Origin of the sequence: Sulfitobacter sp. 15WGC (assembly GCF_005068605.1) — a bacterium.
GTDB classification, from domain to species: Bacteria; Pseudomonadota; Alphaproteobacteria; order Rhodobacterales; family Rhodobacteraceae; genus Sulfitobacter; species Sulfitobacter faviae.
This window is the reverse complement of record NZ_SZNL01000007.1, coordinates 30,271-54,554: the sequence shown is the minus strand read 5'-3', so window position 1 is coordinate 54,554 and position 24,284 is coordinate 30,271. Positions and strand designations below refer to the sequence as shown.

Genomic DNA, 24,284 nt, shown 5'->3' with positions numbered 1-24,284 from the left:
CAGGCGCCGGGCCATCGCCTGCCCGCCCCCCGGGTAGGCGATTTGGTGAGGCTGGGTGCAACCTCGCGAAGGTACATCATGGCTGAGGGATAAAGTGGCAGCATCTAGCGTTTGATCGCCGACCCGCGGGCAGGCGATGGCCCTCGATCTTCTTCCCCAAACGGAAAAAAAGGCCCGCCATTTGGCGGGCCTATCCGTTTAAACCTGACTTCTCAAATCACTCCGCGCAGGCGCGGATCTTCTCGATGTCCGGACCATTCGGTGTGCGGCCAAGGTTGAACGGCGCCGAAGCGTCACGCCATTTCGCGTAGTCGTTCAGATATTCCAGCTGGCTCAGGTAAACCTTTGCGGAATCGGGGTTCTCGCAGGCGGTCTCTTCGATGGTCTCGTTGGCCATCTCCTGAACCTTGGTCAGCGTCTCGTCATCGTAGCGGTTGATTTCGATGCCCGCGTCGAGGAACTGCTGGTACGCTTCGGTCGCGCGCTTCTCGGTGAAAGACAGCGACCAAACGAGGTTGGCCTGCGCTGCAATCTCAAGCGCTTCGCGGGTCTCGTCGGACAGGGCGTCCCATGCGCCTTTGTTGATCATCACACCGAAGATCGAGGCGGACTGGTGCCAGCCCGGTGTCGCCCAGTATTTGGTGACCTGCTGGAAACCGCCCGAGAAGTCGACGTTCGGGGTCGAGAATTCCGCGCCATCGATCACGCCGCGCTCAAGCGATTGATAGATTTCGCCACCGGCCATAGAGACCTGCGACCCGCCCAGTTTCTCCAACAGACGGCCCTGCTCCAGACCCGACAGGCGCAGACGCTTGCCCTTGAGGTCTTCCAGCGTGACGATTTGCTCGTTGGTGCGGAAGCCGGATTCGTTGTTGGTCACGCCGTAGGGCAGATAGACCATGCCGAACTTGCCGTAGATCTCGTTATAAAGCTCTTTGCCGCCCCATTGCTCGATCCAGTTGACGTAGTCGACCGCGTTGAACAGGCTCGCCGTGGTCGCCAGCGGCGAGAAGGCAGAGTTGCGGCCCGCCCAGTAACCGGGCCAGTCCGCGCCAGCCTGCACGGTGTTGGATTCAACCGCGCCGAACACTTCGCCCGCGGGCACGAGGGAGCCACCTTCGAAGAATTCGATTGTCAGGTCGTCGCCGGTCAGCTTGTTGGCAAGATCGACGAAATGCTTGTCGATCTCGATCAGTTCCAGCGAAGTGGGCCATGTGGTGGTCATGGTCCAGCTGTCTTGGGCCGCGGCCTGCGTGGCAACGCCCGCGCAGAGTGCCAGACCGGCAAGGGTTGATTTCAATTTCATAATCTCTCTCCTCCGTTGATTATTTTGTATAGAGCGTTTCCGGCAGCCAGGTGACAAGCTGTGGGAACAGGGCGATGGCCACACACATCATCAGGATCAGACCGATGAAAGGCAGCACGCCGACGATGATATGCGACGTCTTGACCTCACGCGGGGCAATGGCGCGCAGGTAGAAGAGCGCATATCCAAAGGGCGGGGTCAAAAAGGACGTTTGCAGAACCACCGACATCAGGACGACGAACCACAACAGGCTCACGTCCATCTCCTGCACGATCGGCAGGAAGATCGGGAAGGACAGCAGCACGATGCCGGTCCAGTCGAGGAAGGCCCCGAGGATGAAGACGATGAACATCATCATCGCGATCAAGAGCCAAGGCGCCATGTCGAGGTTGCGGATGATCTCCTGCGTGGCGCGCAGGCCACCGGTGATGTTGAACACGCCGGTAAAGGCGGTGGCGCCCACGACGATAAACAGTATCATCGCCGAGGTGCGCCCGGTTTCCAACATCGCGCCGTAGAAAGAGGCCCAGCTGAACTTGCCGCGCATGATAACGATCACCAGTGCCAGCGCCGCACCGATGGCGGAAGCTTCAGTCGCCGTGGCGATGCCCGCGAGCAGGGAGCCCAGAATGCCGAGGATCAGCACCAGCGGCGGCACGGCTTCGATCAGCAGCATGCGCACAAGGGCGGGTTTCGAGATTTTCTCATCAGGCTCGACGGCGGGGGCCATGTCGGGCCGGACCACAGCGACGACGAAAACCCAGACCGCATAGAGCAGCCCCAGCACCACGCCCGGCACCATGGCGCCCGCGAAAAGCTCCCCCACCGAAAGGGGGGAATAAGAGGCCATGAGGATCAGCATGATCGACGGCGGGATCAGAATGCCCAAACAGCCCGAGGCGGCGATGACCCCGGTGGTCAGGGTCGGGCTATAGCCATATTGCAGCATCGGGCGCAGGGCCATCACGCCCATCACGGTGATCGAGGCGCCGATGATACCCGTGGTCGCGGCCAGCAGGATCGAGATGAAAACCACTGCCAACGCCAGACCGCCGCGAATGTTCGACATCAAAAGCCGCAGTGATTCGAACATCTTATCCGTCACGCCCGAATCGGACAGGAACCTTGCCATCAAGATAAAGAGCGGAATCGCGATCAGCGTGAAGTTGTCCAGCACATCGCCGAAAATTCGGTTGATGACGATGCCCAGCACCATCGGTTTGCCGGCGATGACAGCGCCCAAAACGGCGGTGCCGCCCAGAACGAAGGCCAGCGGGTGGCCCATGAAGAGGCCCAGCAGAAGCAGGCCAAACATGGTGAGTGCAATGAGTTCAGGCGTCACGGGGCAGTTCCTGACGGTTAAGTACGAGTTTCAAAAATTCCGACACGCCTTGCAGCAGCAAAAGACCGGCAGCGAGGGCCATGGCCATTTTCAGCGGATAGACCGGCAGCTGGACCGAGCCATATGTCGTCTCACCTTGGGCATAGGAGCGCATGGCGAATTCATAAGAGCGGGTGGTGAAGATCCACGCGAAGGGGAAGAAAAAGATCACATAGCCCGCCGCTTCGACCCAACGGCGCAGGCTGGGGCCAAGGGTTTCGGTGATCAGATCGACCCGCACATGGGCCTGATGGCGCAGCGCATAGCCGCCCAGCATCACGAAATAGAAGCCATAAAGTTGTTTCGTGACGTCAAAGGCCCAGCGGGTCGGGTCATTCAGCGCATAGCGCATGAAGACGTCATAGATGATGATTGCGGCGAAAATGACGGCGACGACCGACACGATGCGCCCGACGAATTCGTTCATCTGGTCGATGAATTTTATCAAGATCTGAGCCCTCCCTGGCAGCTCGCACATTATTTGCCTTTCTGCCGAAAACAAGGCAAAAGACCATTAATAATGCTGCTTTAAGTAGCACTACGTATGCGGCTTGGGGCGGGATTGTCCAGAAGGTGAGATTTCAATTTGCCTAAGCCATGGACATTTTCGAAAAGCGACGATTATCTGCTGCGCATGGCCCTCCGCGTCGACGTCGGGGGAGGCTAAGCAAATATCCGTTTGGGAGGAAAAACATGGATCGTCGTTCATTTATCCGCAAAGCCGGTGTAATGGGGGCAGGTGCTGCCGCCACGACACTTGCAGCGCCCGCTATTGCGCAGGGCAACATCACATGGCGCATGGTTACCACATGGCCCAAGAACTTCCCCGGTCTGGGTGTCGGCGCGCAGCGTCTGGCCGACCGGATCACCGCCGCCTCGGGTGGCGAGCTGACCATTCAGGTCTTCTCCGCCGGTGAGATGGTGCCGCCGCTGCAATCGCTCGACGCCGTGATCGACGGCACCGCCGAGATGAGCCACGGTGCCGCCTACTACTGGCAGAACAAATCCCCTGCGTTGTCCTTCTTCACCGGCGTGCCCTACGGCATGACCACGCCGGAACTGACGGCATGGATGCGCTACATGGGCGGTCAGGAGATCTGGGACGAGATTTATGACCAGTTCGGCGTTCAGGGCTTCCTGTCGGGCAACACCGGCACGCAGACCGGCGGCTGGTTCCGCGATGAGCTGAAGAGCCTCGACGATGTCAAAGGTGTGCGCTTCCGGACCCCGGGCCTTGGTGGCCGTGTGTGGGAGAAACTGGGCGCGACCGTGACCAACATGGCCGCGGGCGAAATCTTCCAAGCGCTTCAGTCGGGCACGCTCGACGCTGCGGAATTCGTGGGCCCCTACAACGATCTGGCGCTCGGCTTCCATCAGGTGGCCAAAAACTACTACATGCCGTCCTTCGTGGAATCGGGTCTGGCGACCGAGCTTGTCGTCGACAAGAAGAAGTATCAGGAACTGCCCGAGAACCTGCAGGCGATCATCCGTGACGTAAGCCAAGCGGAGTACGATCAGGTTGCTGCCGACTTCTACGCCAACGACCCGCGCGCGCTGAAGACCCTACAGGAAGAGCATGGCGTGACCGTGCGCAACTTCCCCGACGACATCATGGAAGCCGGTGCCAAAGCCTCGGTCGAAGTGGTCGAAGAACTGCGCAACAGCGACGACCCACTGGTCAAGAGGACCGCCGAGAGCTTTGTCGAAGCGCTGAACCTCGTCCGTACCCGGACCGAGAACATCGACAGCCCCTATGTGCAGGCGCGTCAGAAGTTCCTGAAGTACTAAGCTTCGCGCTGATTGGAAGGGCCCGGTGGAAACGCCGGGCCTTTTTCTATGAAACGACGGTCTCAGACCTGTCCCGCCCGGTGGCACACCGGGCATCGCCCTCCCTCCCCCCGGAGGGCGATTTTGCAGCGTTTCGACAGCCGGATCGGTTCGCGAAATGGGCTCCCGCGCAGCCCCATTTACGGGTTCGATCGCCCACCAGGGAGGGCGATGCCCTTACCGCTCAACCAAAAAGGCCCGGCATTGCTGCCGGGCCTTTGAACGTCGGGGGGCTATCTCACCCCGCGATCACCTTAGGCAACCAAGTCACGATTTGCGGGAAGGCAAAGAGGATCGCAATCGCCACCACCTGCAACATCACGAAGGGCAGGATACCTTTGTAAATCGCGCTGGTCGGCAGATCCGCCGGGGCCACCCCGCGCAGATAGAACAGCGCAAAGCCGAAGGGCGGCGTCAGGAAGGATGTCTGCAAGTTCACCCCAACCAAGACGCCCAGCCAGATCGGATCGATGTCCAGCATCAACAGCACCGGCGCGGTGATCGGGATCACGATAAAGATGATCTCAAAGGTATCGAGGATGAAGCCCAAGAAGAACATGATGATCATCACCACCGCCACCGCCGCCAAGGGGCCGCCGGGCAGGTTGCTGAGGAACTCATGCACCAGATTGTCGCCGCCCATCATGCGGAACACGATGGAAAAGACCGAAGCCCCCAGCAGAATGATAAAGACCATGCTGGTGATCGTGGCCGTGGCGATCATCGTCTCCCGCAGGATGCGGAAGGACAGACGCCAGCGCATGGCCGCAAGCACCATCGCCCCCACAGCACCGACAGAGGCCGCCTCGGTCGGGGTGGCGATGCCGCCGAGGATCGACCCCAGCACGGCGAGGATCAGCAAGAGCGGCGGCATCAGGGCGACAAAGAAATCCCGCACCAGTTGGCTTTTCTCATCCGCCGGAACCGGCGTCGCGGGGCAGGAGGCGGGCGCGGTCGCGGCTTTGAACAGAACGTAGCTCAGGTAAAGCGAGACCAGCAAAATCCCCGGCAGCAGCGCCCCAGCGAAGAGATCCCCCACAGAGACGGGCGTGGGGGCAAAGTTGCCCTTGGCCATCTGCACCTGAGAGTTAATGCCCGAAAGCATGTCGCCCATGAAGATCAACACGGTGGAGGGCGGGATGATCTGACCCAAGGTGCCGCTGGCGCAGATCACCCCGGTGGCAAGCTTGGGGTCATAGCCCGCCCGCAGCATCGCGGGCAGAGAGATCAGGCCCATGGTGACAACCGTCGCCCCCACGACGCCGGTGGATGCCGCGAGCATCGCGCCCACAAGCACCACCGAAATCCCCAGACCGCCGCGCATATTTCCGAAAAGCTTGCCCATGGTCAGCAAAAGCTGTTCGGCGATCTGGCTGCGTTCCAGCATCACCCCCATGAAGATAAAGAGCGGCACGGCGACCAAGACTTCGTTGGTCATGAAGCCGATATAGCGGTTCGGCAGCGAGCCGAAGTTGGAGGGATCGAACACGCCGAAGCCCATGCCCACGGCGCCAAACAGCAGCGACACGCCAGCAAGGGTGAAAGCCACCGGAAAGCCGAGCAACAAAAAGCCGATCACGCCAAAGAACATGAGCGCGGCGAGCATCTCGCCAATGAAAATCGGATCCATCAAACGGCTCCCTGCGGATGGTCTGCGGGGATTTGGTCCCGGCTGTATTGCATGGATTTGGGCACTAGCTCAGCATTGCCGCTGAGCACGAGGATGGAGCGGATGATCCATGCAATCCCTTGAATTGCGAGTAGAAATGCGAAGCCGATGATGAAGGCTTTGAGAATATAAAGCCCCGGCATGCCGCCCACATTGGCCGACCCTTCCTGATAGCCCCAAGCGCGGATCACGAAGGGGATCGAATAGGTGTAGACGATCCAGCAGAAGGGCAGCAGAAAGACGATGACGCCGATCAGGTCAATCAGTGCGCGGCGGGCCATAGTGGCGGGGCGGTAGAAGATGTCGACGCGCACATGGTCATCGCGCAGCAGCGCAAAACCGGCCACGGCCGTGAACATCGCGCCGTTTAGCCAGATATAAAGGTCTTGCATCCAAACGAAGCTGATCGCGAAGACATAGCGCTGCACAACCACGGTGAAACAGACCAACACGATGCCGAGTGCGAGCCATGAAAAGAGATTGCCGATGACCAAGTTCACCGCGCAGATCACCCTGGCAATTGCTGCTAAAAAACGCACCTTGTCCCCTCTCCCGTCAAGTTCGTTTGACCGTCAATCAAAGGGAGGGGACAAAATGTCAAGATTTAGATGGCGGGCGGCTCTTCGCGGCGGCATTTGTCGCCTTCCCGTGGCAGGAAGGCAACCGAAGGGCCGCACCGCTCAATAGATACTGGTCTCGGGCGCGCAGCCTTTACGCACCATGCCGCGGTACATGCCCTGCGAGTTAAACGGCATGGCGATATTGCCCGCCGCGTCCACTGCGATGACCCCGCCCGAGCCGTCGTTGGGTGCCAGATCCTGCATCACCACATGTTCGGCGGCGGTGGCCAGATCCTCGCCCGCGTGGCGCATCCGCGCGGCGATCTCCCCGGCGGCGTTCCAGCGGATGAAAATCTCGCCATGCCCGGTGGCAGAGACCGCGCAGGTCGCGTTGTCGGCGAAGGTGCCCGCGCCGATCATCGGCGTGTCGCCAACCCGGCCCGGGGCCTTGGCGGTCATGCCCCCCGTTGAGGTGGCGGCGGCGATGTTGCCCGCCGCGTCGCGCGCCACGGCCCCGACGGTGCCATGCCGCCGCGCCGGATCGTCCGAGACCTCGCCGCGGGCGCGCATCTCGAGCGTTTCCTGCAATGCATCCCAGCGGGACTGGGTGAAGAAATAGTCACGGTCGGCGAACTCGAGGCCCGCCTGCCGCGCGATCTCCAGCGCATTGGGGCCGATGAGGGTGACATGCTCGGTCCGCTCCATCACCGCACGCGCCAGTTTCACCGGGTTCTTCGGTCCGAAGACCCCGGCCACTGAGCCCGCGCGCCGGTCGGCGCCATCCATCACGGCGGCGTCCATCTCCTGCACGCCCTCGGAAGTATAGACCGCGCCGCGGCCTGCGTTGAACAGCGGTTCATCCTCCAGCGCGCAGACAGCGGCCACCACCGCATCCATCGCGCTGCCACCGTCGCGCAGCACCGCTTCGCCGGCTTCCAGCGCACGGGCGAGGCCATCGTGATAGGCGGCCTCCTTCTCGGGCGTCATGTTTTCCTTGAGGATGGTTCCGGCACCGCCGTGGATGGCAAGGGAATAGGTCATTTCCATCAACCCGCCACCCGGTGCAGCATCTGGCGGCCCGGGGTGAGCCCCTGCACCTTTTCCACGATCGAGCGCGCGTCGATCCCGAAATGCCGGTAGAGGTCGGCGATGGTGCCGGTCTGGCCGAAATGCTCGACCCCAAGCGGCACCGTCTGATGCCCCACGACCGCGCCCAGCCACGACAGTGTCGCCGGATGGCCGTCAATCACCGTCACCAGCTTGCAATCGCGCGGCAATTGGCCGAGCAGCGTTTCGATATGGCTCTGCGCCGCGTGGTTGCGCGCGCCCGGGCGCGCTGTGCCGCGGTCCAGCCGGCGTTCAGCCGGTCGGCGGAGGTCACCGCAAGCACACCCACGTCGCGGCGGCCCTCGGCGATGCTGCCCGCGGCCTTGATCGCCTCGGGCGCCACGGCACCTTGATAGGCGATCACCACGTCGCAGTTCGGCCCCGGCTTGCGCAGCCAATAGGCCCCGTCGATGGCGCCTTGGCGGAAGTCCTCGTCGACGCGCTTGCCGGGCTGTTCGATGGGATTGGTGGTGAGCCGCAGATAGACCGAGCCGCCGGTCTCGTCGCGCAGCCATGTGCGCTCGTCCGGGTCGCCTTCGCCATCGCGTTGCAGGTAGTCGAAGGCCCACTGCATGATGACCGCCAACTCGTCGGCGAAGGCAGGCTCAAAGCTCGCCAAGCCATCCTGGCTCATGCCGATGAGCGGCGTGCCGATGGATTGATGCGCCCCGCCCTCGGGCGCGAGCGTCACGCCCGAGGGGGTGCCCACGATCATGAAGCGCGCGTCCTGATAACAAGCGTAGTTCAGCGCATCCAAGCCGCGGGCGACGAAGGGATCATAGACCGTGCCGATGGGAATGACCCGCTTGCCAAAGAGCGAATGCGACAGGCCCGCCGCGCCCAGAAGCAGGAAGAGATTCATCTCGGCGATGCCCAGTTCGATGTGCTGGCCCTCGGGCGTGAATTCCCATTTCGCGGTGGAGGGGATCTTCTCGTTGATGAAAGTGTCGGCCTGTTCGCTGCGCGCGAAGAGCTTGCGCCGGTTCACCCATGGCCCGAGGTTCGTGGTCCCGGTCACGTCCGGCGACATGGTAACGATGCGGGAGGCGAGATCGCTGTCGCCCTTCGACAGATCGTCGAGAATTTTGCCAAAGGCCATCTGCGTGGAGATTTCGCGGTCGCTCGACAGTTCGATCCGCGGCACCGGCAGCGTGGCATCATTGTAGCGGCGGCGGCCCTTGGCGAAGAAGGGCACGCGATCCAGCGCCGCTTGCAGCGCTTGCGGGTCCTCGACGGTGGCGAAAGGCTCCCATTCCTCCCCCTCGGCCACGCCCATGTGTTTCTGCCAGTCGGCCATCTGGGTCTTGGTCATCAGACCGCCGTGGTTGTCCTTGTGCCCTGCGATCGGCGTGCCCCAGCCCTTGATGGTATAGGCGAGAAAACAGACCGGGCGGTCGTGGTCGATGGCGGCGAAGGTCTCGGCCATGGTCTCAACGCAATTGCCGCCAAGGTTCTCCATCAGCTCGGCCAGTTCGTCATCGCTGCGGGCGTCGATCAATGCCGTGACATCACCCTGATCGCCAAGCGCCTCCATCAACCGCTCGCGCCAGACCGCGCCGCCCTGATAGGTCAGCGCCGAATAGAGCTGGTTGGGGCAATTGTCGATCCAGTCGCGCAGCTTGTCACCGCCCGGCTCCTCGAACGCGGCGCGCTGCAGGGCGCCGTATTTCACCTTGACCACGTCCCAGCCGAAGGCGTCGAAAATCTGCTCAATGCGTTTGAACAGCCCCTCGCGCACCACCCCGTCGAGCGACTGGCGGTTGTAGTCGATGATCCACCAGGTGTTGCGCAGGTCGTTCTTCCAGCCCTCCTGCAGGGCCTCGTAGATGTTGCCCTCGTCCAACTCGGCGTCGCCCACCAAGGCGACCATGCGGCCCAGATCGACATCCGCGCCCCAGTCTTTCGCGGTGATGTAATCCTGCACCAGCGAAGCGAAGGAGGTCACCGCCACCCCAAGCCCGACCGACCCGGTGGAAAAATCCACGTCGTCCACGTCCTTGGTGCGGCTGGGGTAGCTCTGCACGCCCTGAAACCCGCGGAAATTCTCCATCTTCTCGCGGGTCTGGTTGCCCATCAGGTATTGCATCGCGTGGAAGATCGGCGAGGCATGGGGCTTCACCGCCACGCGGTCCTCTGGCCGCAGGGCGCTGAAATAAAGCGCCGTCATGATCGACACCATCGAGGCCGAAGACGCCTGATGCCCGCCCACCTTGATGCCGTCCACCTTGGGCCGAATGTGGTTCGCGTTGTGGATCATCCAGTGCGACAGCCACAGCAGACGTTGTTCGATGGTCTTCAGCTGGGCAGGGGCGAGAGCGGTCATGGCAGGTCTTTCATTCTGAGGATCCCTTGGGCGGTGCCCTCCTCGACACCGCCCGCGACTGGTCCGGTTCGTGCCGGATCAGGCTGCGCGCATGTTATGCGCCCCGAGCGCGGCGTAAAGGTCATCAATGATGTCTTCCGCCGATTCCAACCCGACCGAAAGCCGCACCAGCCCCTCGGCGATACCGTGTTCGGCGCGTTCCTCGGGCGAATAGGTGGAATGGGTCATGCTGGCGGGGTGCTGGATCAGGCTTTCCGCGTCGCCAAGGCTCACCGCGCGCTGAATGAGGTTCAGCCGGTTCATGAAAGCGATGCCGCCCGCCTTGCCGCCCTCGACCTCGAAGGGGATCATGCCGCCGAAGTTGCCCATCTGCCGCCGCGCAAGCTCGGCCTGAGGGAAGCTTGCCAGCCCCGGGTAGGCGACATGCAGCACCGCCGGGTGCTGCTCCAGCGCCTCGGCGACCTTGGCGGCGGTGGCGCAGTGGCGCTCCATGCGCAGTTCCAGCGTCTTGATCCCGCGCAAAAGCAGCATGGCGGTGAGCGGCGACATCACGGCACCGGTCATGTCTTTCAGACCCACGAGCCGCACCTGCATCATGTCCTCGGCATTGCCCACCACGAGGCCCGCCACCACGTCGCCGTGACCAGAAAGGAACTTCGTCGCCGAATGCAGCACGATGTCGGCGCCATGTTCGATGGGCCGGGTGATGACCGGCGTGGCATAGGTGTTGTCGACCACCACCTTGGCGCCCACGCGATGCGCGATGTCGGAGATGGCGGCGATGTCCACCAGCCGGTTGTTCGGGTTCGCAGGCGTCTCGAAATAGACCACCTTGGTCTGGTCGCTGATCACCTCGGCGAGGTTTGCAGGCTCGGTCATGTCGACCAGCGTCACCTTGACGCCAAAGCGCGGCAGGCCATGGGTCATGAAAGCGAAGGTGCAGCCATAAAGCGTCTTGTCGATGATGATCTCGTCGCCCGCCTGAAGGAAGGACCAGAGCGTCGAGGTGATTGCCCCCATGCCCGAGGCGGTGGCGAGGCCAGCCTCGGCGCCTTCGAGGTTGGCGATACGTTTTTCCAGATGGTCCAACGTGGGGTTGCTGATACGGGTGTAGAAATGCCCTTCGCGCTCGCCCGCGAACATGTCGCCGCCCGCCTCCGCGGTCTCGAAGGTAAAGGTCGAACTCATGTAAATCGGCGGGTTCAGCGCGCCCTGTTCGTCCTGCGCGTCATAGCCGTGGTGAATGGCGCGGGTGGCAAAGGATTTCTGGTTCTCGGTCATGGCTGGCCCCTGTCTGATTTTGCGGCATGATCCGATGGCGCAAGGGGCATTTGGTTGCTAATATATGCGCAAATTGCAGGAGATTTGGCATATCATGCCCCAAACGCCCCGATTGGACGCCACCGACCGCCGCATCATCCGCACCTTGCAGCGCAACGGCCGGATGACCAACCTCGATCTGGCGGAGGAGGTCGGCCTCTCGCCCTCGCCCTGCCTGCGGCGCCTGCGCGCGCTAGAGAAGAGCGGCGCGATCCGGGGCTACAGCGTGGAGGTCGATGCCAAGGCCTACGGGCTGCCGGTCACGGTCATGGTGCGCGTGACGCTGGACGGGCACGACGAGGGCACGGTGCAGCGTTTCGAAAGCCAAATCCGCGCGATCCCGGAAGTGCTGGAATGTTTCGTGATGAGCGGCCTGTCGGACTACCTGCTGCGCGTCGTGGTGGGCGATCTCGAGGACTATGAGCGTTTCGTGCGCGCGCGGCTGCATCCCATCGGCGGCATCGGCTCGATCGACACCAGTTTTGTCTACGGCGTGGTCAAACGCTCTCAGGTCTATCCCGACATCGGCGATTGAGGCGTGGAGACATTTAACCGGTTTACAATTCCGCCCCCCTTGGGAAATGTTCGCCCGAAGCCCCGAGGAGCCCCCATGACATTCGCCGCCACCCCCGCCCTGCAAGCCGTCGTCGACCATGCGCAAGCGCATGAGACCGACTGGCCCCGCTCGATGTACCATGCCGATGGCGCCTATGTCGGCAACCGCGAGTGGAACGAGAGCGGCCCCTGGACCGAGATCGTGGGGCCCGTTAAACCGCGCGGCGGCCCTGCCGGGGTGATCCTGCACCGCGGCCAGCGCGTGGCTGAGTGGGGCGATACGACGCGCGCCGACATGACATTCTCCATCGCCAAGAGCTATCTGTCGGTGCTGGCGGGGCTGGCGGTGAAAGACGGGCTGATCGCGGACCTCGACGCGCCGGTGGGCGACAGCGTGCCGGGGCCGCATTTTTCGGGCGATCACAACGGGCGCATCACCTGGCGGCATCTGTTGCAGATGAACAGCGAATGGCGCGGCGAGATTTTCGGCAAGGACGATCAGGTCGACCACTACCGCCAGATCGGCCCGGGTGCGGACAACAGCCGCAAGGGACAGTTGCGGCAGGTCGGCGCGCCGGGCAGCCACTATGAGTACAACGACGTGCGGGTCAACGCGCTGGCCTATGCGCTGATGATGCGCTTCCGCCGGCCCTTGCCGGAGGTGCTGCGCGCGCGGATCATGGACCCGATCGGGGCCTCCGCTGACTGGCGGTGGGAGGGCTATTCGACCTCATGGGTCGAGCTGGATGGCACCCGAATGCAATCGGTCACCGGCGGCGGGCATTGGGGTGGGGGCCTCTTCATCTCTGCCGAGGATCACGCAAAATTTGGCCAGTTCATCTGCCAGAACGGCGCGTGGAACGGCGAACAAATTCTGCCCGAGGACTGGATGCAGCGGTCCCTGACGCCAACGCCGACGCTCGACAAATACGGCTTCCTGTGGTGGCTGAACCGCGGCGCGGAGGCCGATCCGAAACTGCCCGAGAGCGCCTTCAGCGCGCAGGGCGCGGGCGGCCATACGATCTGGATCGCGCCCGAGCACGAGATCGTAGCCGTGATGCGCTGGCTCGCCCCGACCGCCACGCCGCCATTCCTCCGCCGGCTCTTCGCCGCGCTGACCGAGAGCTGACACGAAAGGAAACCCCATGCATATCAAGACCTTCGGCGTCGAAATGTGGATGAACGAATTTGAGAACCACTGCCGTTACAACCTCGCCGAGACCTGTGTGGACTCGATCACCCTAGGTGAGTTGATCGACATGGCGGACGTCGACAATTCCGTGCTGGGCGAATTGCGCGAGATGCGCATGGGCTATGGCGCGATCGAGGGCTCGGACCGTCTGCGCGACGCGGTGGCGGGGCTCTACGAAAACCAAGCCCGCGAGAACGTGCTGACCACCCACGGCACCATCGGGGCCAATGCGCTGGTGCACCAGACGCTGGTCAGCCGCGGCGACCATGTCATCGCCATCGTGCCGACCTACCAGCAGCATTACTCGATCCCCGAGAGCATCGGTGCCGAGATCGAACTGCTGCACCTGCGCCCCGAGAACGGCTTTCTGCCCGACCTTGATGAGCTGCGCGCGATGATGCGGCCCGACACGCGGATGATCGCCACCAACAACCCCAACAACCCGACCGGCGCGCTGATGGATCGCACGATGCTGGCTGAGATTGCCGAGATCGCGCGCGGCAGCGGCGCATGGGTGCTCTGCGACGAGGTCTATCGCGGCACCGATCAGGCGGGGAACGGCTATACCGCCTCGATCTGTGATCTTTACGAGCGTGGCATCAGCACGGCGGGCATGTCCAAGGCCTATTCGCTGGCCGGGCTGCGCGTGGGCTGGGTCGCGGGGCCGAAAACCCTGCTGGAAGACATCATGATCCACCGCGATTACAACACGATTTCCGTCGGGCGGATTGACGAGTATTTCGCGGCCGTCGCCCTCGAAAACCGCGCCCAAATCCTCGATCGCGCGCATCGGATCACCCGCGAGAACCTCGCGATCCTGTCGGATTGGGTCGAGGCCGAGCCGCTGATCTCATGGGTGAAGCCGCAAGCGGGCACCACGGCGCTGCTGAAATACGACCTGCCGCTGCCCTCCCGCGATTTCTGCACGCAACTGCTGGAGGAAGAGGGCGTCCTCTTCACCCCCGGCAGCGCCATGGACATGGAGGGCTGGCTGCGCATCGGTTTCGCCAATTCGACGGCGGACCTGCGCGACGGATTGGCGCGTGTCTCGGCCTTCCTCGTGCGTCACGGCGCGGCACAGTCAAGCTAGATGGAGCCCGTCATGCCGTCAGCCTCAGACCTGATCGCTCAAAGCGCCGCACGTTCCTGCGTGGTTCATCGCAAAATCGCGGGCGCGGTTTACCGCACCCCGGTGATCGCCTCCCGCTTGCCAATGGCAGAGGGCTCGCGGCTGTTCTACAAAGCCGAGAACTTCCAGCATACCGGGTCATTCAAGCTGCGCGGCGCCAGCGCGAAACTGACCACCGTGCCGCTCGACCGGCCTGTCATCACCGCATCTTCCGGCAACCACGGCATCGCCTGCTCGCTTGCGGCCCAGACCACGGGGCATGAGTTGATCGTCGTACTGCCCGAAACCGTCGTCGCCAAGAAACGCAAGATCATCGAAAGCTACGGCACGAGGGTCGTGATCCATGGGGCCGATGCCTCGCTTTCAGAGCTGCACGCGCAGAGCTTGGCCGAGGCTGAGGGCTACACCTATATCTCACCTTACAATGATGCCGAGGTGATCGCGGGGCAGGGCACCGCCGCGCTGGAACTGCTCGACCAGATCGAAGGCATCGACAATGTCTTCATCTCGATGGGCGGTGGCGGGCTGATCTCGGGCATGGGATCGGTGATCAAGGAATTCTCCCCGCGGACCCGCGTCATCGGTGTAAGCGCTGCGAATAGCTGTGCGCTGGCCGCGTCGATCAAAGCGGGCAAGATCGTCGAAACGGAACATCTCGACACGCTGGCCGATGGCGTGGCGGGCGGGGTCGATGCGGACTCGATGACCCTACCGATCGCAAGCGCGGTGATCGACGAGATCATCCATTGCGACGAGGATCAGATCGCCGAGGCGCTGAAAGTATTGGCTTGGGAAGAGAATATGCTGGTCGAAGGGGCCGCCGCTTTGGCGCTGGCGGCCTATCTGGCAGGGCCGCAGGGCGACGCGGGCCAGACCTCTGTCGTTCTGCTTTGCGGAGGCAATTATGAGGTCGAGCAATTGCGCAGGATCATCTAACGGCCACCCGGCTCGATCCTGCGGACCGGGTCCGTTTCCCCCTCAGCGCATGTCGAACCGCAGGTCGACCCAACGGCCTTCAGGAATGTCCCGCGGCGCACCGCCCGCCCAGCCGTCCTGCCAGATCACCTCGCAGGTGCGGATATCGAGCGTCCCCGCATCATAGCGGCACGCGACATGAACCAGCCGGTTGCCATTCGCATCCTGCGGCGCTTCGATCTGCCAGCCGCGGCTGGCGAGCGGCGGCACATTCGACAATCGGTAATGGCCCGGCCCGATCCGTTCGAACCCTGCACCCAAAGGCACCGCAGGCTCTTCACGGCCATCGCGGAACAGGCGCACGATCGGGCTGGCTTCCTTGATGAATCCATTGGCATCCACGGTCGTATTCGCGCCAGACCACAAAGGCTGCCACGCGCCCCATGCCCCCGTCGCCCGCACACGAATGGCCAGACCCGGCGTGTCGATGCCCAGTGCGATCTGCCACAGATAGGCGCTCTGCCCGCCCAAGGTGCTATTGCCGCAGAGCAGGCCGAAGACCCCATTCAGCGCCGGGAACGGGTTGGCCCCGGCAGGCGCCTGCGCATGGGCGCCGCCATAGCTTGAAAAACTGCCCGAAAGATCATGCGCGTTGAGGTCCGTCACCAACGGCCCCGCGTCAGCGCCGATGCCGAAATCCCCCACCCGCAGCAAACGACCCACCGTCGCATCATCCACGCCCTGCGTCAGCGCCGCGCCTGAGGCGATGCCGCTCGCTGCGTCAAAGGCCAGTGCGGTGGTCCAACTGCTGCCATCGGCGCTGACCTTGATGGCGAAATCATCCTGCCCCGCCGTGCCCATTTCGGCCCGGCCAGACCAATCGGTTTGGAACAGCAGGCTCGCGGTATCGGCGGCGCTGGCCTTGTTGAGCTTCAGCTGATGCCCCGCCCCTTCGTGGGTAAACAGGCTCGCCGGGGAGGAGACCGACAGGCGATTGCCACTGTCATGATCCGTATTAACCCCCAGCCCGGAGAGGTTCGCCAGATCGGGGGGCGAGACCTCGGTCCACGCCCCAGCCCCCCAACGGTGCAGAATCCCTGTCGATTTATCCAAGGCAACCCAGCCGTCTTGCGGGGCGGTGAACTGCCAGGTCTCTCCGACCCACGCGGCGAGTTCACCGGGATGACCTGCCCAAACCTCTGTCGGCGCGTCACCGAGCGCATGAACCTCCCCCGCCTGCGGCAGGGCGGGCGGCGTGTTGGCCTCAAAGCCTTCGACCGCAAGCTGCACCAGAAGATCGAGCCGTTGCAGCGCTTCGTTATGGGTCACATGTTTTTGCGCCTGTGCGGGCATCAAATAGGGCAGGGATAGGCGCTCAGAGGTGTCGGGCATCGGGGCTCTCCGCGTTATGGGTCGCCTGAGACTGTGAGAAGGAAGTCTTGCCAGCCTGACAACCCACCGTTCGGGCCGCGCGCAACAATCGGCGGTCCTGCACCATCGCACGGCACGGGCGGAAGGTTCGCGCTGCGGCCTTCACTTTCGCCAAACCGCCCTAACTCCCTGTCAGGCGGTGCCTTTTCAAAACGAGAGCCGCAGTTTAACATCACGCCACGCCACGCCGCGCAAGAAAGGCCCACGCTTATGTCCAAGACCAAGATCGCCGTTGTCGGTATCGGCTACGTCGGGCTTTCGAATGCGGTGCTGCTGGCGCAGCACAACGAGGTAACAGCGGTCGATTTGAACGCAGAACGGGTGGCGCAGGTGAATGCCCGCCGTGCGCCAATCGTCGATCCGGAGATCGAGCAATATCTCGCGGAAAAGCCCCTCACCCTCCGGGCCACGACCGACGCGGAGGCGGCATATCGCGACGCTGATTATGTGCTCATCGCCACGCCGACCAACTATGACCCACGCAGCAATGTCTTCGACACCTCCAGTGTTGAGGCGGTGGTGCGTGATGTTTTGGCGGTCACGAGAACGGCCACCATCGTCATCAAATCCACCGTCCCGGTGGGCTATACCGCGGGCCTCTCCGCCGAGTTGAACAGCGACCAAGTCATCTTCAGCCCGGAATTCCTGCGCGAGGGCCGCGCGCTCTACGACAACCTCCACCCCTCGCGCATCGTCGTCGGCGAAGACAGCCCGCGTGCCCGGCGCTTCGCGCAACTGCTGGCCGAGGGGGCAATCGACGACGACATTCCCATGCTCTTTACAGGCCCGTCCGAGGCGGAAGCGATCAAGCTCTTCGCCAATACCTTCCTCGCCATGCGGGTGGCCTATTTCAATGAGTTGGACAGCTACGCGTTGACCAATGGGTTGGACACGCGGCAGATCATCGACGGTGTCTGCCTCGACCCGCGCATCGGTGGGCATTACAACAACCCGTCTTTTGGGTATGGCGGTTACTGTTTGCCCAAGGATTCCAAACAGTTGCTGGCCAATTACTCTGACGTGCCGCAAAACCTGATAAACGCCGTGGTCGAGGCGAACCGCACCCGCAAGGATTTCGTCTCGGAGCAGATTCTGGCGCTTGGCCCTCAGCGGGTGGGCATCTACCGGTTGGTGATGAAGGCCGGATCGGACAACTTCCGCCAAAGCTCGGTCCAAGGGATCATGAAGCGGCTCAAGGCCAAGGGCATCGAGGTGATCGTTTACGAGCCGGTGCTGCAAGAGGAACGCTTTTTCGGCTCCGAGGTCACCCGCGATCTGGAGGCGTTCAAGGCGCGCGCGGATGTGATCGTGGCCAACCGCAGTCACCCCGATCTGGCGGATGTCCCCGACAAGGTCTTCACCCGCGATCTTTTTGGCGCGGATTGACGCACCAACGTAATCCAAACTCTCGAAGGCAAAATGCGCAATACGATCGACAGCAAGAACTGGTGGACCCTGCCCGCGGGGCCACGAAGTACCATCTGCGATGTCGCGGGGGTGCGCGTGGGCAGCCAAGACCTACGCGGGGAGGGGCTTTGCACCGGGGTGACGGCGGTTCTGCCGCATGAAGGTGATCTTTTCCGCAATCCGGTGCCTGCGGGCGTCGCCGTGTTGAACGGTTTCGGCAAAAGCGCGGGCCTGATGCAACTGGCCGAACTGGGCCAGATCGAGACGCCGATCCTGCTGACCAACACCTTTGGCGTCGGCCCCTGTAGCACGGCGCTGATCCGGCGGGCGATTGCAGAAAACCCCGAGATCGGGCGGGGCCTTTGCACGGTCAACCCGCTGGTTTTGGAATGCAACGACGGCACGGTGAACGACATTCAGGCGCTGGCGGTGACCGAGGATCACGCGCAGGCGGCGATTGCCGCTTGCGGGCCAGCGTTTGCGCAGGGCACCGTCGGGGCCGGTAGCGGGATGAAGACCTTCGGCTATGCTGGTGGTCTCGGCTCCGCTTCGCGGCGGGTCGCCCTACCGGGCGGCGCAGGGTTCGACCTTGGCGCGCTGGTCTTGTCGAACTTCGGCCAGCAAAGTGCTTTGCGGGTCTTTGGCCAACAGTTGCCGCCGCCGGGGCCGGGGGATGACCCCGACAAGGGCTCGATCATCATCATTCTGGCGACCGACGCGCCGATGGGGTCGCGGCAGTTGACCCGCATGGCCCGGCGCAGCGCCGCGGCCCTTGGCCGGTTGGGCAGCCACATCGGCCATCAAAGCGGCGACATCGCGCTGGCCTTCTCAACCGCCAACCGCATCACGCGCGGCGGGGCCGACACGCAGAACGTCGAGCGGATGAACGAAGACCGGATGGATGCCTTCTTTATCGCGGCGGTCGAAGCGGTTGAGGAGGCGATCCTCAACGCGCTTTGGCATGGCGTCCCGCATCGGGGCTATGATGGTAGCCTTCTGCCCGCCTTCCGCGACCGGATGGCCGAGGTCTATCGCGGTTAAGCCGCGCTCACCGGGTTCATGGGGGCGAGGTCGAGTCCCCCGACCTGCGCCAGATGCGCCAGCAGCGCGTCGATCCCCTCGCCGGACCTTAACGCACAGAAGACCGTCGGCAGGTCCGGGCGCATCCGCGCGCTATCGCGCTGCATGACCTCGAGCGAGGCGCCGACATGAGGGGCGAGGTCGGTCTTGTTGATGACCAGAATGTCGGATTTGGTGATCGCCGGGCCGCCCTTGCGGGGGATCTCCTCGCCCGCCGCCACGTCGATCACATAGAGCGTTACATCCGCCAATTCGGGGCTGAAGGTAGCCGACAGGTTGTCGCCGCCGCTTTCGATCAAGACCACTTCCACATCCGGATGCCGCGCCACCATCTCCGCCACGGCGGCAAGGTTGATCGAGGCATCCTCGCGAATTGCCGTATGCGGGCAGCCGCCGGTCTCGACCCCGATGATCCGGTCTTGGGGCAGCACCTGCATGCGCATCAGCGCCTCGGCGTCCTCTTGGGTGTAGATGTCATTGGTGATCACGCCGATGGACAGCCGATCACGCAGCGCGCGGCTGAGCGCGGCGGTCAGAGTGGTCTTGCCCGCGCCCACCGGGCCGCCGATGCCGACGCGCAAAGGGCCATTGTTGCGTTTCATGTGCGGAAAATCCTTGAATATTGGGTTTCGTGTTTCATCGCGGCGATGTCGCTGAGAAAGGCGGTGGAGGAGAGATCGTCGAGCGTGCCCTCCTCTGCCGCCGCGGCAACCTCAAGGCAAATCGGCGCAAGGTCGCGGATGACGATCTGCCCCTCGGTCTGCCCCAAGGGGATCAGGCGCATGCCCGCGGTGGCGAGGTTGGCGGTAAAGGCGTGCAAGAACACCTCAAGCGTTTGACGCAGCGGCAGCCCTTGCAACCGCGCGGCGCGTCCGACGGCCACGGGATAGCAAAGCGGCGGCATCTCCTGCTGCCAGATCGCGGCGCTGGCGCGGGCAAAGGCTTCGCCCTGTAGCACGGTCTCTTTCAACCGCTCGGCAGAGGCGGCAAAGGCGCGGGCCTGCGCGTCGATCTCCGATGGGTCATCCGCGTGATAAGCCGCCGCAAGGAAAAGCGCATCCGCCTGTCCCGCGCCGTGCCGCAGCACGCCGCGCAGCCAATCGGCCAAGCTGTCTTGCCCCGTTACATCCCCGTTCTGCACCGCCCATTCCAACCCATGGCTATAGGCGAAGGCCCCCACCGGGTAGGAGGGCGACAGCATCTGCACCAAGGTAAGAAGCGCGTCGGCCTGTAGGGTGTCAGCCATGCGCATGGTCATGCGGGTGGTCGTGATTGTGAACAGCGTGGTGAACATGGCCGTGATCATGCCCATGGGTGCGCCCATGGCCATAGGCACCGCCCTCGGGGCGGAAGGGGCCGGTGATCTCTCGCGTGGTGGCACCGATCTGGCCGAGCATCTTGGCGATCACATGGTCGCGCTGAATCACCAGCCGGTCGGCGTCGATTTGACAGGGGGTGTGGCGGTTGCCGATATGCCACGCGATGCGCGGCAGGTCGGGGCCGGTCACCTCCAGCAGGGCTTCGTCGGCGGCCACAACTTCGACCAAACGCCCGTCGGCCAGCACGAAGGCATCGCCATGGTCGAGCGAGGTGGTCTGTGCAAGATCCACCAGAAACGCCAGCCCGTCCGCCGTGGTCAGCACCTTGCGGCGCAGAAAGCGCCCGTCATAGGTCAGCTCGACCCGGTCACTGGCCTCGGACCACGCTCCGGCGCGACGCATCTCTTGGCAAAGAATTGGGGTCATCTCGGTCTCTTCAAAACAGGAAATAGCGCTGCGCCATGGGCAGCACGGAGGCAGGTTCACAGGTCAGCAATTCACCATCCGCGCGCACCTCATAGGTCTCGGGGTTGACCTCGACCTCGGGCAGCGCGTCGTTCAACTTCAGATCGCGCTTGCCGATCTCGCGGGTGTTGCGCACTGCAAGCGTCTGTTTGGCAAGGCCGAGGCTACCGCCCACTCCCGCGGCCTCTGCCGCTTCGCTGACAAAGACCACGGCGGAGTTTTCCACCGCCCGGCCATAGGCGCCGAACATGGGCCGCGAATAGACCGGCTGCGGCGTGGGGATCGAGGCGTTGGGGTCGCCCATCTGCGCGCAGACGATGCTGCCGCCAAGCAAGACCATCTCGGGCTTCACCCCGAAAAAGGCGGGGTTCCACAGCACCAGATCGGCACGCTTGCCCTCTCCAATGCTGCCGATATGGGTCGAGATGCCATGAGCGATAGCGGGGTTAATGGTGTATTTCGCGATGTAGCGGCGGACGCGATAATTGTCGTTGTCGCCCGTCTCTTCGGGCAACCGTCCGCGCTGCTTTTTCATCTTGTCAGCGGTCTGCCATGTGCGGATCAAGACCTCTCCGACCCGGCCCATGGCCTGACTGTCGGAGGCGATGATCGAGAAAGCCCCCATGTCATGCAGAATGTCTTCGGCGGCGATGGTCTCCCGCCGGATGCGGCTTTCGGCAAAGGCCACATCCTCGGGGATCGATTTGTCGAGGTGGTGACACACCATGAGCATATCCAGATGCTCTTCCAACGTGTTGACCGTGAAGGGCCGCGTGGGGTTGGTCGAGGAGGGCAGCACATGCTCTTCGCCGCAAATCTTGATGATGTCCGGGGCATGGCCCCGCCCGCGCCTTCGGTGTGGAAGGCGTGGATCGTGCGGCCCTTCATGGCCTTCACGGTATGTTCGACAAAGCCGCTTTCGTTCAGCGTGTCGGTGTGGATCATCACCTGCACGTCCATCGCATCGGCAACGCCAAGGCAGCAGTCGATGGCCGCCGGGGTGGTGCCCCAATCCTCATGCAGTTTCAGCGCGCAGGCGCCTGCGTTGATCTGCTCTTCCAGTGCGGCGGGTTGCGAGGCATTGCCTTTCCCTGCAAAGGCGAGGTTCATCGGAAAGGCATCGGCGGCCTGCATCATGCGCCCGATATGCCAGCCGCCCGGCGTGCAGGTGGTGGCCAATGTGCCATGCGCGGGGCCAGTGCCGCCGCCGAGCATGGTGGTCAGCCCCGAATGCAGTGCGTCTTCGATCTGTTGCGGGCAGATGAAGTGGATATGGCTGTCAAAGCCCCCGGCAGTGAGGATGCGCCCCTCGCCCGCGATCACCTCGGTGCCCGGCCCGATGATGATATCGACCCCTGGCTGCGTGTCTGGGTTGCCCGCTTTGCCGATCTTGGCGATGCGCCCGTCTTTCAGCCCGACATCGGCCTTGTAGATGCCGGTATGGTCAACGATCAGCGCATTGGTGATGACCGTGTCCACGGCGCCGCCCGCGCGGGTGACCTGCGACTGGCCCATGCCATCGCGGATCACCTTGCCGCCGCCGAACTTGACCTCTTCGCCATAGGCCCGGCCCTCCCCAGTGGTCAGGTCACGTTCGACTTCGATGATAAGGTCCGTATCGGCCAGCCGCACCCGGTCGCCCACTGTGGGGCCGAACATGGCGGCATAGTCACCGCGTTTGATCTGTGCAGGCATCAGAGGTCTCCCATCACCGCGCTGTTAAAGCCAAAGACACGCCGCGCCCCGCCGATCGGGATGAGCGCGACCTCGCGCCGTTGGCCGGGCTCGAAACGCACCGCAGTCCCCGCCGCGATGTCGAGGCGCAGGCCCCGCGCGGCGGCGCGGTCGAACTCAAGCGCCGGGTTGCTCTCGGCGAAATGGTAGTGGCTGCCGACCTGCACCGGGCGGTCGCCGGTATTGGCGACCATCAGCGTGATCGCCGTGCTGTCGGCATTGAGGGTCAACAGGCCCTCCGCCGGAATGATCTCACCGGGGATCATGCTTTGGATGTCTTCAGACGCCGCAGGACGAGGATCCCCCCCGACAGCGCAAAGGCCGCGGCGGCGATCAGGTAGACGGCGAGCGATCCGTCGCCCTCTCCGCCGTGGCTGTGGGGGAGCGGCGCGCTATGGGCGAAGGCCGCCATGGCGAGCGACATAAGCGGCAGGGCAAGAAGGGGGGCAAAACGCGGCATGGGATATCCTATCTGATGGGGTTGTGCACGGTGACCAATTTGGTCCCGTCGGGAAAAGTGGCTTCGACCTGCACCTCGGGGATCATCTCGGCCACCCCCTCCATACAGTCGTCGCGGGTGATGACATGGGCACCGGCCTGCATCATATCGGCCACGCTGCGGCCATCCCGCGCGCCTTCGACCACGGTGTCGGTGATGAGGGCGATGGCCTCCGGGTGGTTCAGCTTGACCCCGCGCGCAAGGCGCTTGCGGGCGACCTCGGCAGCCATGGAGATCAGCAGTTTGTCTTTTTCTCGCGGGGTCAGTTGCACGTCAGGTCATCCATGATCGGGGAAGGGTGTCACCGCTCAACGTGCCCAAAATCGGGACGAGCGATTGGCGAAGATCGAAACTATCTGCGGCGAGGATCCGAGCAACCAGCAGGTCAGGGCCGATCAGGCTGGCCCCGGCGATGTCGGGCAATTGGGCGCGGAGCCGGGGCAGCCGCGCTTCGGCATCGGGGGCCACATAGATCAGCGTGGCAAGGGCACCGGCCCCGGCCGCGATGTGCGGGGCCGCCAGATGCGCGGTGACATCGCCGCTGAGCGTCATCGCGTCGTGAAAAAGCGGCTGGCCCGCGCGGTTGACCTCGATCCGGTCGCGGAAATAGGCATGACGCAGCGCTTCACCCATAGCGGCGCGGCCAAAGACAAGTGGCTCCACCAGCAGGAGAGAGGCGTCTTGCGCCAGATCGACGGTCAGATGCCGCCGCAGGGCGCATCCGTCGTAGAGAATGGTCTCTTGCGGCAGCCAATGCAGCGTCGCGCCGGAGTCGACGGTGAGGGTATTGCGCAGCGCCGCTACTTGCCCCGGTTGCGCGCGATAGGCGCGTTCGGCGGCCTGCGTGGTGAGGCTGAGCGCCGCTTGCGCCTCGGCACGGGCCGTCAGGGCAAAACTATCGCCGCCGGTGATGCCGCCTGCGGAATTGATGACGATTGCTTGCAACAGCGCGGGGTCGGGGCGGGGGAAGAGCAGCTTCATCGCGCCCGACTGGCGCAATTCGCCGATTGTCGAACCGCCCCGCGCAGCCTTGGCCGAGACCATCGCAGCACCGATGGCGCGCGG

At 63.5% G+C, this 24,284-nt stretch carries 22 protein-coding genes and 2 pseudogenes; 7 read left to right on the top strand and 17 right to left on the bottom strand.

Annotation, left to right across the window (positions count from 1 at the left end):
* Positions 1-217: 217 nt before the first annotated feature.
* From dctP to FCK22_RS07665, 3 genes are read right to left on the bottom strand one after another with little or no spacing between them, the layout of a single operon-like run.
* The gene (gene dctP / locus FCK22_RS07675; RefSeq protein WP_067266589.1) at positions 218-1,306 is read right to left on the bottom strand and encodes a TRAP transporter substrate-binding protein DctP; all 1,089 of its coding nucleotides are present in this window, start codon (positions 1,304-1,306) and stop codon (positions 218-220) included.
* 19 nt (positions 1,307-1,325) lie between these two features.
* Positions 1,326-2,648, bottom strand: a complete 1,323-nt coding sequence (locus tag FCK22_RS07670) for a TRAP transporter large permease subunit (protein WP_197470951.1) — start codon at positions 2,646-2,648, stop codon at positions 1,326-1,328.
* Entirely contained in the window at positions 2,638-3,138 is a 501-nt protein-coding gene (locus FCK22_RS07665) for a TRAP transporter small permease subunit (protein ID WP_067266598.1), read from the bottom strand. Before FCK22_RS07665 ends, FCK22_RS07670 begins: the two co-directional genes overlap by 11 nt.
* A 242-nt stretch (positions 3,139-3,380) precedes the next feature.
* Here FCK22_RS07665 and FCK22_RS07660 point away from each other — a divergent pair, with 242 nt between their 5' ends.
* The gene (locus tag FCK22_RS07660; protein WP_067266590.1) at positions 3,381-4,475 is read left to right on the top strand and encodes a TRAP transporter substrate-binding protein; all 1,095 of its coding nucleotides are present in this window, start codon (positions 3,381-3,383) and stop codon (positions 4,473-4,475) included.
* 277 nt (positions 4,476-4,752) lie between these two features.
* Here FCK22_RS07660 and FCK22_RS07655 read toward each other — a convergent pair whose 3' ends face one another.
* The 5 genes and pseudogenes from FCK22_RS07655 to FCK22_RS07635 form a co-directional block, all read right to left on the bottom strand.
* Positions 4,753-6,144, bottom strand: coding sequence for a TRAP transporter large permease subunit (locus tag FCK22_RS07655; protein ID WP_067263664.1), 1,392 nt, complete (start codon positions 6,142-6,144; stop codon positions 4,753-4,755).
* Entirely contained in the window at positions 6,144-6,722 is a 579-nt protein-coding gene (locus tag FCK22_RS07650) for a TRAP transporter small permease subunit (RefSeq protein WP_067263666.1), read from the bottom strand. Before FCK22_RS07650 ends, FCK22_RS07655 begins: the two co-directional genes overlap by 1 nt.
* Positions 6,723-6,863: 141 nt before the next feature.
* Positions 6,864-7,784: an isoaspartyl peptidase/L-asparaginase gene (locus FCK22_RS07645; RefSeq protein ID WP_082852023.1), complete on the bottom strand. Its 921-nt coding sequence runs from the start codon at positions 7,782-7,784 to the stop codon at positions 6,864-6,866.
* Positions 7,785-7,789: 5 nt separating this feature from the next.
* A pseudogene (locus FCK22_RS07640) lies at positions 7,790-10,173 on the bottom strand (1-deoxy-D-xylulose-5-phosphate synthase N-terminal domain-containing protein).
* Between the two features lie 78 nt (positions 10,174-10,251).
* A complete protein-coding gene (locus tag FCK22_RS07635; protein ID WP_136720358.1) occupies positions 10,252-11,454 on the bottom strand; it encodes a methionine gamma-lyase in 1,203 nt (400 codons plus the stop codon).
* Between the two features lie 94 nt (positions 11,455-11,548).
* On the opposite strand from FCK22_RS07635, the gene FCK22_RS07630 reads away from it, so the two are divergent.
* From FCK22_RS07630 to FCK22_RS07615, 4 genes are all read left to right on the top strand, one after another.
* Entirely contained in the window at positions 11,549-12,028 is a 480-nt protein-coding gene (locus FCK22_RS07630; protein ID WP_067263729.1) for an Lrp/AsnC family transcriptional regulator, read from the top strand.
* Positions 12,029-12,103: 75 nt separating this feature from the next.
* Positions 12,104-13,177 carry a serine hydrolase gene (locus tag FCK22_RS07625; RefSeq protein ID WP_067263674.1) on the top strand — a complete coding sequence of 358 codons (1,074 nt, stop codon included), beginning with the start codon at positions 12,104-12,106 and terminating at the stop codon, positions 13,175-13,177.
* A 16-nt stretch (positions 13,178-13,193) separates the two neighbouring features.
* Complete coding sequence (locus FCK22_RS07620) at positions 13,194-14,330, top strand: aminotransferase (RefSeq protein WP_067263677.1); 1,137 nt, start codon at positions 13,194-13,196, stop codon at positions 14,328-14,330.
* A 12-nt stretch (positions 14,331-14,342) separates the two neighbouring features.
* Complete coding sequence (locus FCK22_RS07615) at positions 14,343-15,305, top strand: pyridoxal-phosphate dependent enzyme (RefSeq protein WP_067263680.1); 963 nt, start codon at positions 14,343-14,345, stop codon at positions 15,303-15,305.
* Between the two features lie 42 nt (positions 15,306-15,347).
* On the opposite strand, the gene FCK22_RS07610 is transcribed toward FCK22_RS07615, so the two are convergent.
* Positions 15,348-16,676, bottom strand: a complete 1,329-nt coding sequence (locus FCK22_RS07610) for a DUF2793 domain-containing protein (RefSeq protein WP_136720357.1) — start codon at positions 16,674-16,676, stop codon at positions 15,348-15,350.
* 249 nt (positions 16,677-16,925) lie between these two features.
* Between FCK22_RS07610 and FCK22_RS07605 the strand changes: the two genes are divergently transcribed.
* Positions 16,926-18,101: a nucleotide sugar dehydrogenase gene (locus tag FCK22_RS07605; RefSeq protein WP_067263685.1), complete on the top strand. Its 1,176-nt coding sequence runs from the start codon at positions 16,926-16,928 to the stop codon at positions 18,099-18,101.
* A 33-nt stretch (positions 18,102-18,134) separates the two neighbouring features.
* The gene (locus FCK22_RS07600) at positions 18,135-19,163 is read left to right on the top strand and encodes a P1 family peptidase (RefSeq protein ID WP_067263688.1); all 1,029 of its coding nucleotides are present in this window, start codon (positions 18,135-18,137) and stop codon (positions 19,161-19,163) included.
* Here the strand turns inward: FCK22_RS07600 and ureG are convergent.
* The 8 genes and pseudogenes from ureG to FCK22_RS07560 form a co-directional block, all read right to left on the bottom strand.
* Positions 19,160-19,804 carry an urease accessory protein UreG gene (ureG, locus tag FCK22_RS07595; RefSeq protein WP_067263690.1) on the bottom strand — a complete coding sequence of 215 codons (645 nt, stop codon included), beginning with the start codon at positions 19,802-19,804 and terminating at the stop codon, positions 19,160-19,162. The genes FCK22_RS07600 and ureG overlap by 4 nt on opposite strands.
* Complete coding sequence (locus tag FCK22_RS07590) at positions 19,801-20,448, bottom strand: urease accessory protein UreF (RefSeq protein WP_067263737.1); 648 nt, start codon at positions 20,446-20,448, stop codon at positions 19,801-19,803. The genes ureG and FCK22_RS07590 overlap by 4 nt, the downstream gene beginning before the upstream one ends.
* Complete coding sequence (gene ureE / locus FCK22_RS07585; RefSeq protein ID WP_082852022.1) at positions 20,441-20,947, bottom strand: urease accessory protein UreE; 507 nt, start codon at positions 20,945-20,947, stop codon at positions 20,441-20,443. Before ureE ends, FCK22_RS07590 begins: the two co-directional genes overlap by 8 nt.
* Positions 20,948-20,957: 10 nt before the next feature.
* Positions 20,958-22,681, bottom strand: a pseudogene (gene ureC / locus FCK22_RS07580) (urease subunit alpha).
* Positions 22,681-22,986 (bottom strand): urease subunit beta, encoded by a 306-nt coding sequence (locus FCK22_RS07575; protein WP_067263695.1) that lies wholly within the window; start codon positions 22,984-22,986, stop codon positions 22,681-22,683. Before FCK22_RS07575 ends, ureC begins: the two are co-directional and overlap by 1 nt.
* Complete coding sequence (locus tag FCK22_RS07570) at positions 22,983-23,180, bottom strand: hypothetical protein (RefSeq protein WP_067263698.1); 198 nt, start codon at positions 23,178-23,180, stop codon at positions 22,983-22,985. Before FCK22_RS07570 ends, FCK22_RS07575 begins: the two co-directional genes overlap by 4 nt.
* A gap of 8 nt (positions 23,181-23,188) precedes the next feature.
* A complete protein-coding gene (locus FCK22_RS07565) occupies positions 23,189-23,491 on the bottom strand; it encodes an urease subunit gamma (RefSeq protein ID WP_067263701.1) in 303 nt (100 codons plus the stop codon).
* 1 nt (position 23,492) lies between these two features.
* On the bottom strand, positions 23,493-24,263 hold the full coding sequence (locus tag FCK22_RS07560; protein WP_067263739.1) for an urease accessory protein UreD: 771 nt from the start codon (positions 24,261-24,263) through the stop codon (positions 23,493-23,495).
* Positions 24,264-24,284: the final 21 nt, after the last annotated feature.

Excerpts from the sequence above, each read along its gene's own strand:
- FCK22_RS07610 (WP_136720357.1), bottom strand. The coding sequence starts at position 16,676 with ATGCCCGACACCTCTGAGCGCCTATCCCTGCCCTATTTGATGCCCGCA.
- FCK22_RS07635 (WP_136720358.1), bottom strand. The coding sequence starts at position 11,454 with ATGACCGAGAACCAGAAATCCTTTGCCACCCGCGCCATTCACCACGGC.
- FCK22_RS07590 (WP_067263737.1), bottom strand. The coding sequence starts at position 20,448 with ATGGCTGACACCCTACAGGCCGACGCGCTTCTTACCTTGGTGCAGATG.
- FCK22_RS07560 (WP_067263739.1), bottom strand. The coding sequence starts at position 24,263 with ATGGTCTCGGCCAAGGCTGCGCGGGGCGGTTCGACAATCGGCGAATTG.
- dctP (WP_067266589.1), bottom strand. The coding sequence starts at position 1,306 with ATGAAATTGAAATCAACCCTTGCCGGTCTGGCACTCTGCGCGGGCGTT.
- FCK22_RS07630 (WP_067263729.1), top strand. The coding sequence starts at position 11,549 with ATGCCCCAAACGCCCCGATTGGACGCCACCGACCGCCGCATCATCCGC.
- FCK22_RS07620 (WP_067263677.1), top strand. The coding sequence starts at position 13,194 with ATGCATATCAAGACCTTCGGCGTCGAAATGTGGATGAACGAATTTGAG.
- FCK22_RS07570 (WP_067263698.1), bottom strand. The coding sequence starts at position 23,180 with ATGCCGCGTTTTGCCCCCCTTCTTGCCCTGCCGCTTATGTCGCTCGCC.
- ureG (WP_067263690.1), bottom strand. The coding sequence starts at position 19,804 with ATGAAACGCAACAATGGCCCTTTGCGCGTCGGCATCGGCGGCCCGGTG.
- FCK22_RS07625 (WP_067263674.1), top strand. The coding sequence starts at position 12,104 with ATGACATTCGCCGCCACCCCCGCCCTGCAAGCCGTCGTCGACCATGCG.
- FCK22_RS07660 (WP_067266590.1), top strand. The coding sequence starts at position 3,381 with ATGGATCGTCGTTCATTTATCCGCAAAGCCGGTGTAATGGGGGCAGGT.
- FCK22_RS07645 (WP_082852023.1), bottom strand. The coding sequence starts at position 7,784 with ATGACCTATTCCCTTGCCATCCACGGCGGTGCCGGAACCATCCTCAAG.
- FCK22_RS07615 (WP_067263680.1), top strand. The coding sequence starts at position 14,343 with ATGCCGTCAGCCTCAGACCTGATCGCTCAAAGCGCCGCACGTTCCTGC.
- FCK22_RS07605 (WP_067263685.1), top strand. The coding sequence starts at position 16,926 with ATGTCCAAGACCAAGATCGCCGTTGTCGGTATCGGCTACGTCGGGCTT.
- FCK22_RS07655 (WP_067263664.1), bottom strand. The coding sequence starts at position 6,144 with ATGGATCCGATTTTCATTGGCGAGATGCTCGCCGCGCTCATGTTCTTT.
- ureE (WP_082852022.1), bottom strand. The coding sequence starts at position 20,947 with ATGACCCCAATTCTTTGCCAAGAGATGCGTCGCGCCGGAGCGTGGTCC.
- FCK22_RS07575 (WP_067263695.1), bottom strand. The coding sequence starts at position 22,986 with ATGATCCCCGGTGAGATCATTCCGGCGGAGGGCCTGTTGACCCTCAAT.
- FCK22_RS07600 (WP_067263688.1), top strand. The coding sequence starts at position 18,135 with ATGCGCAATACGATCGACAGCAAGAACTGGTGGACCCTGCCCGCGGGG.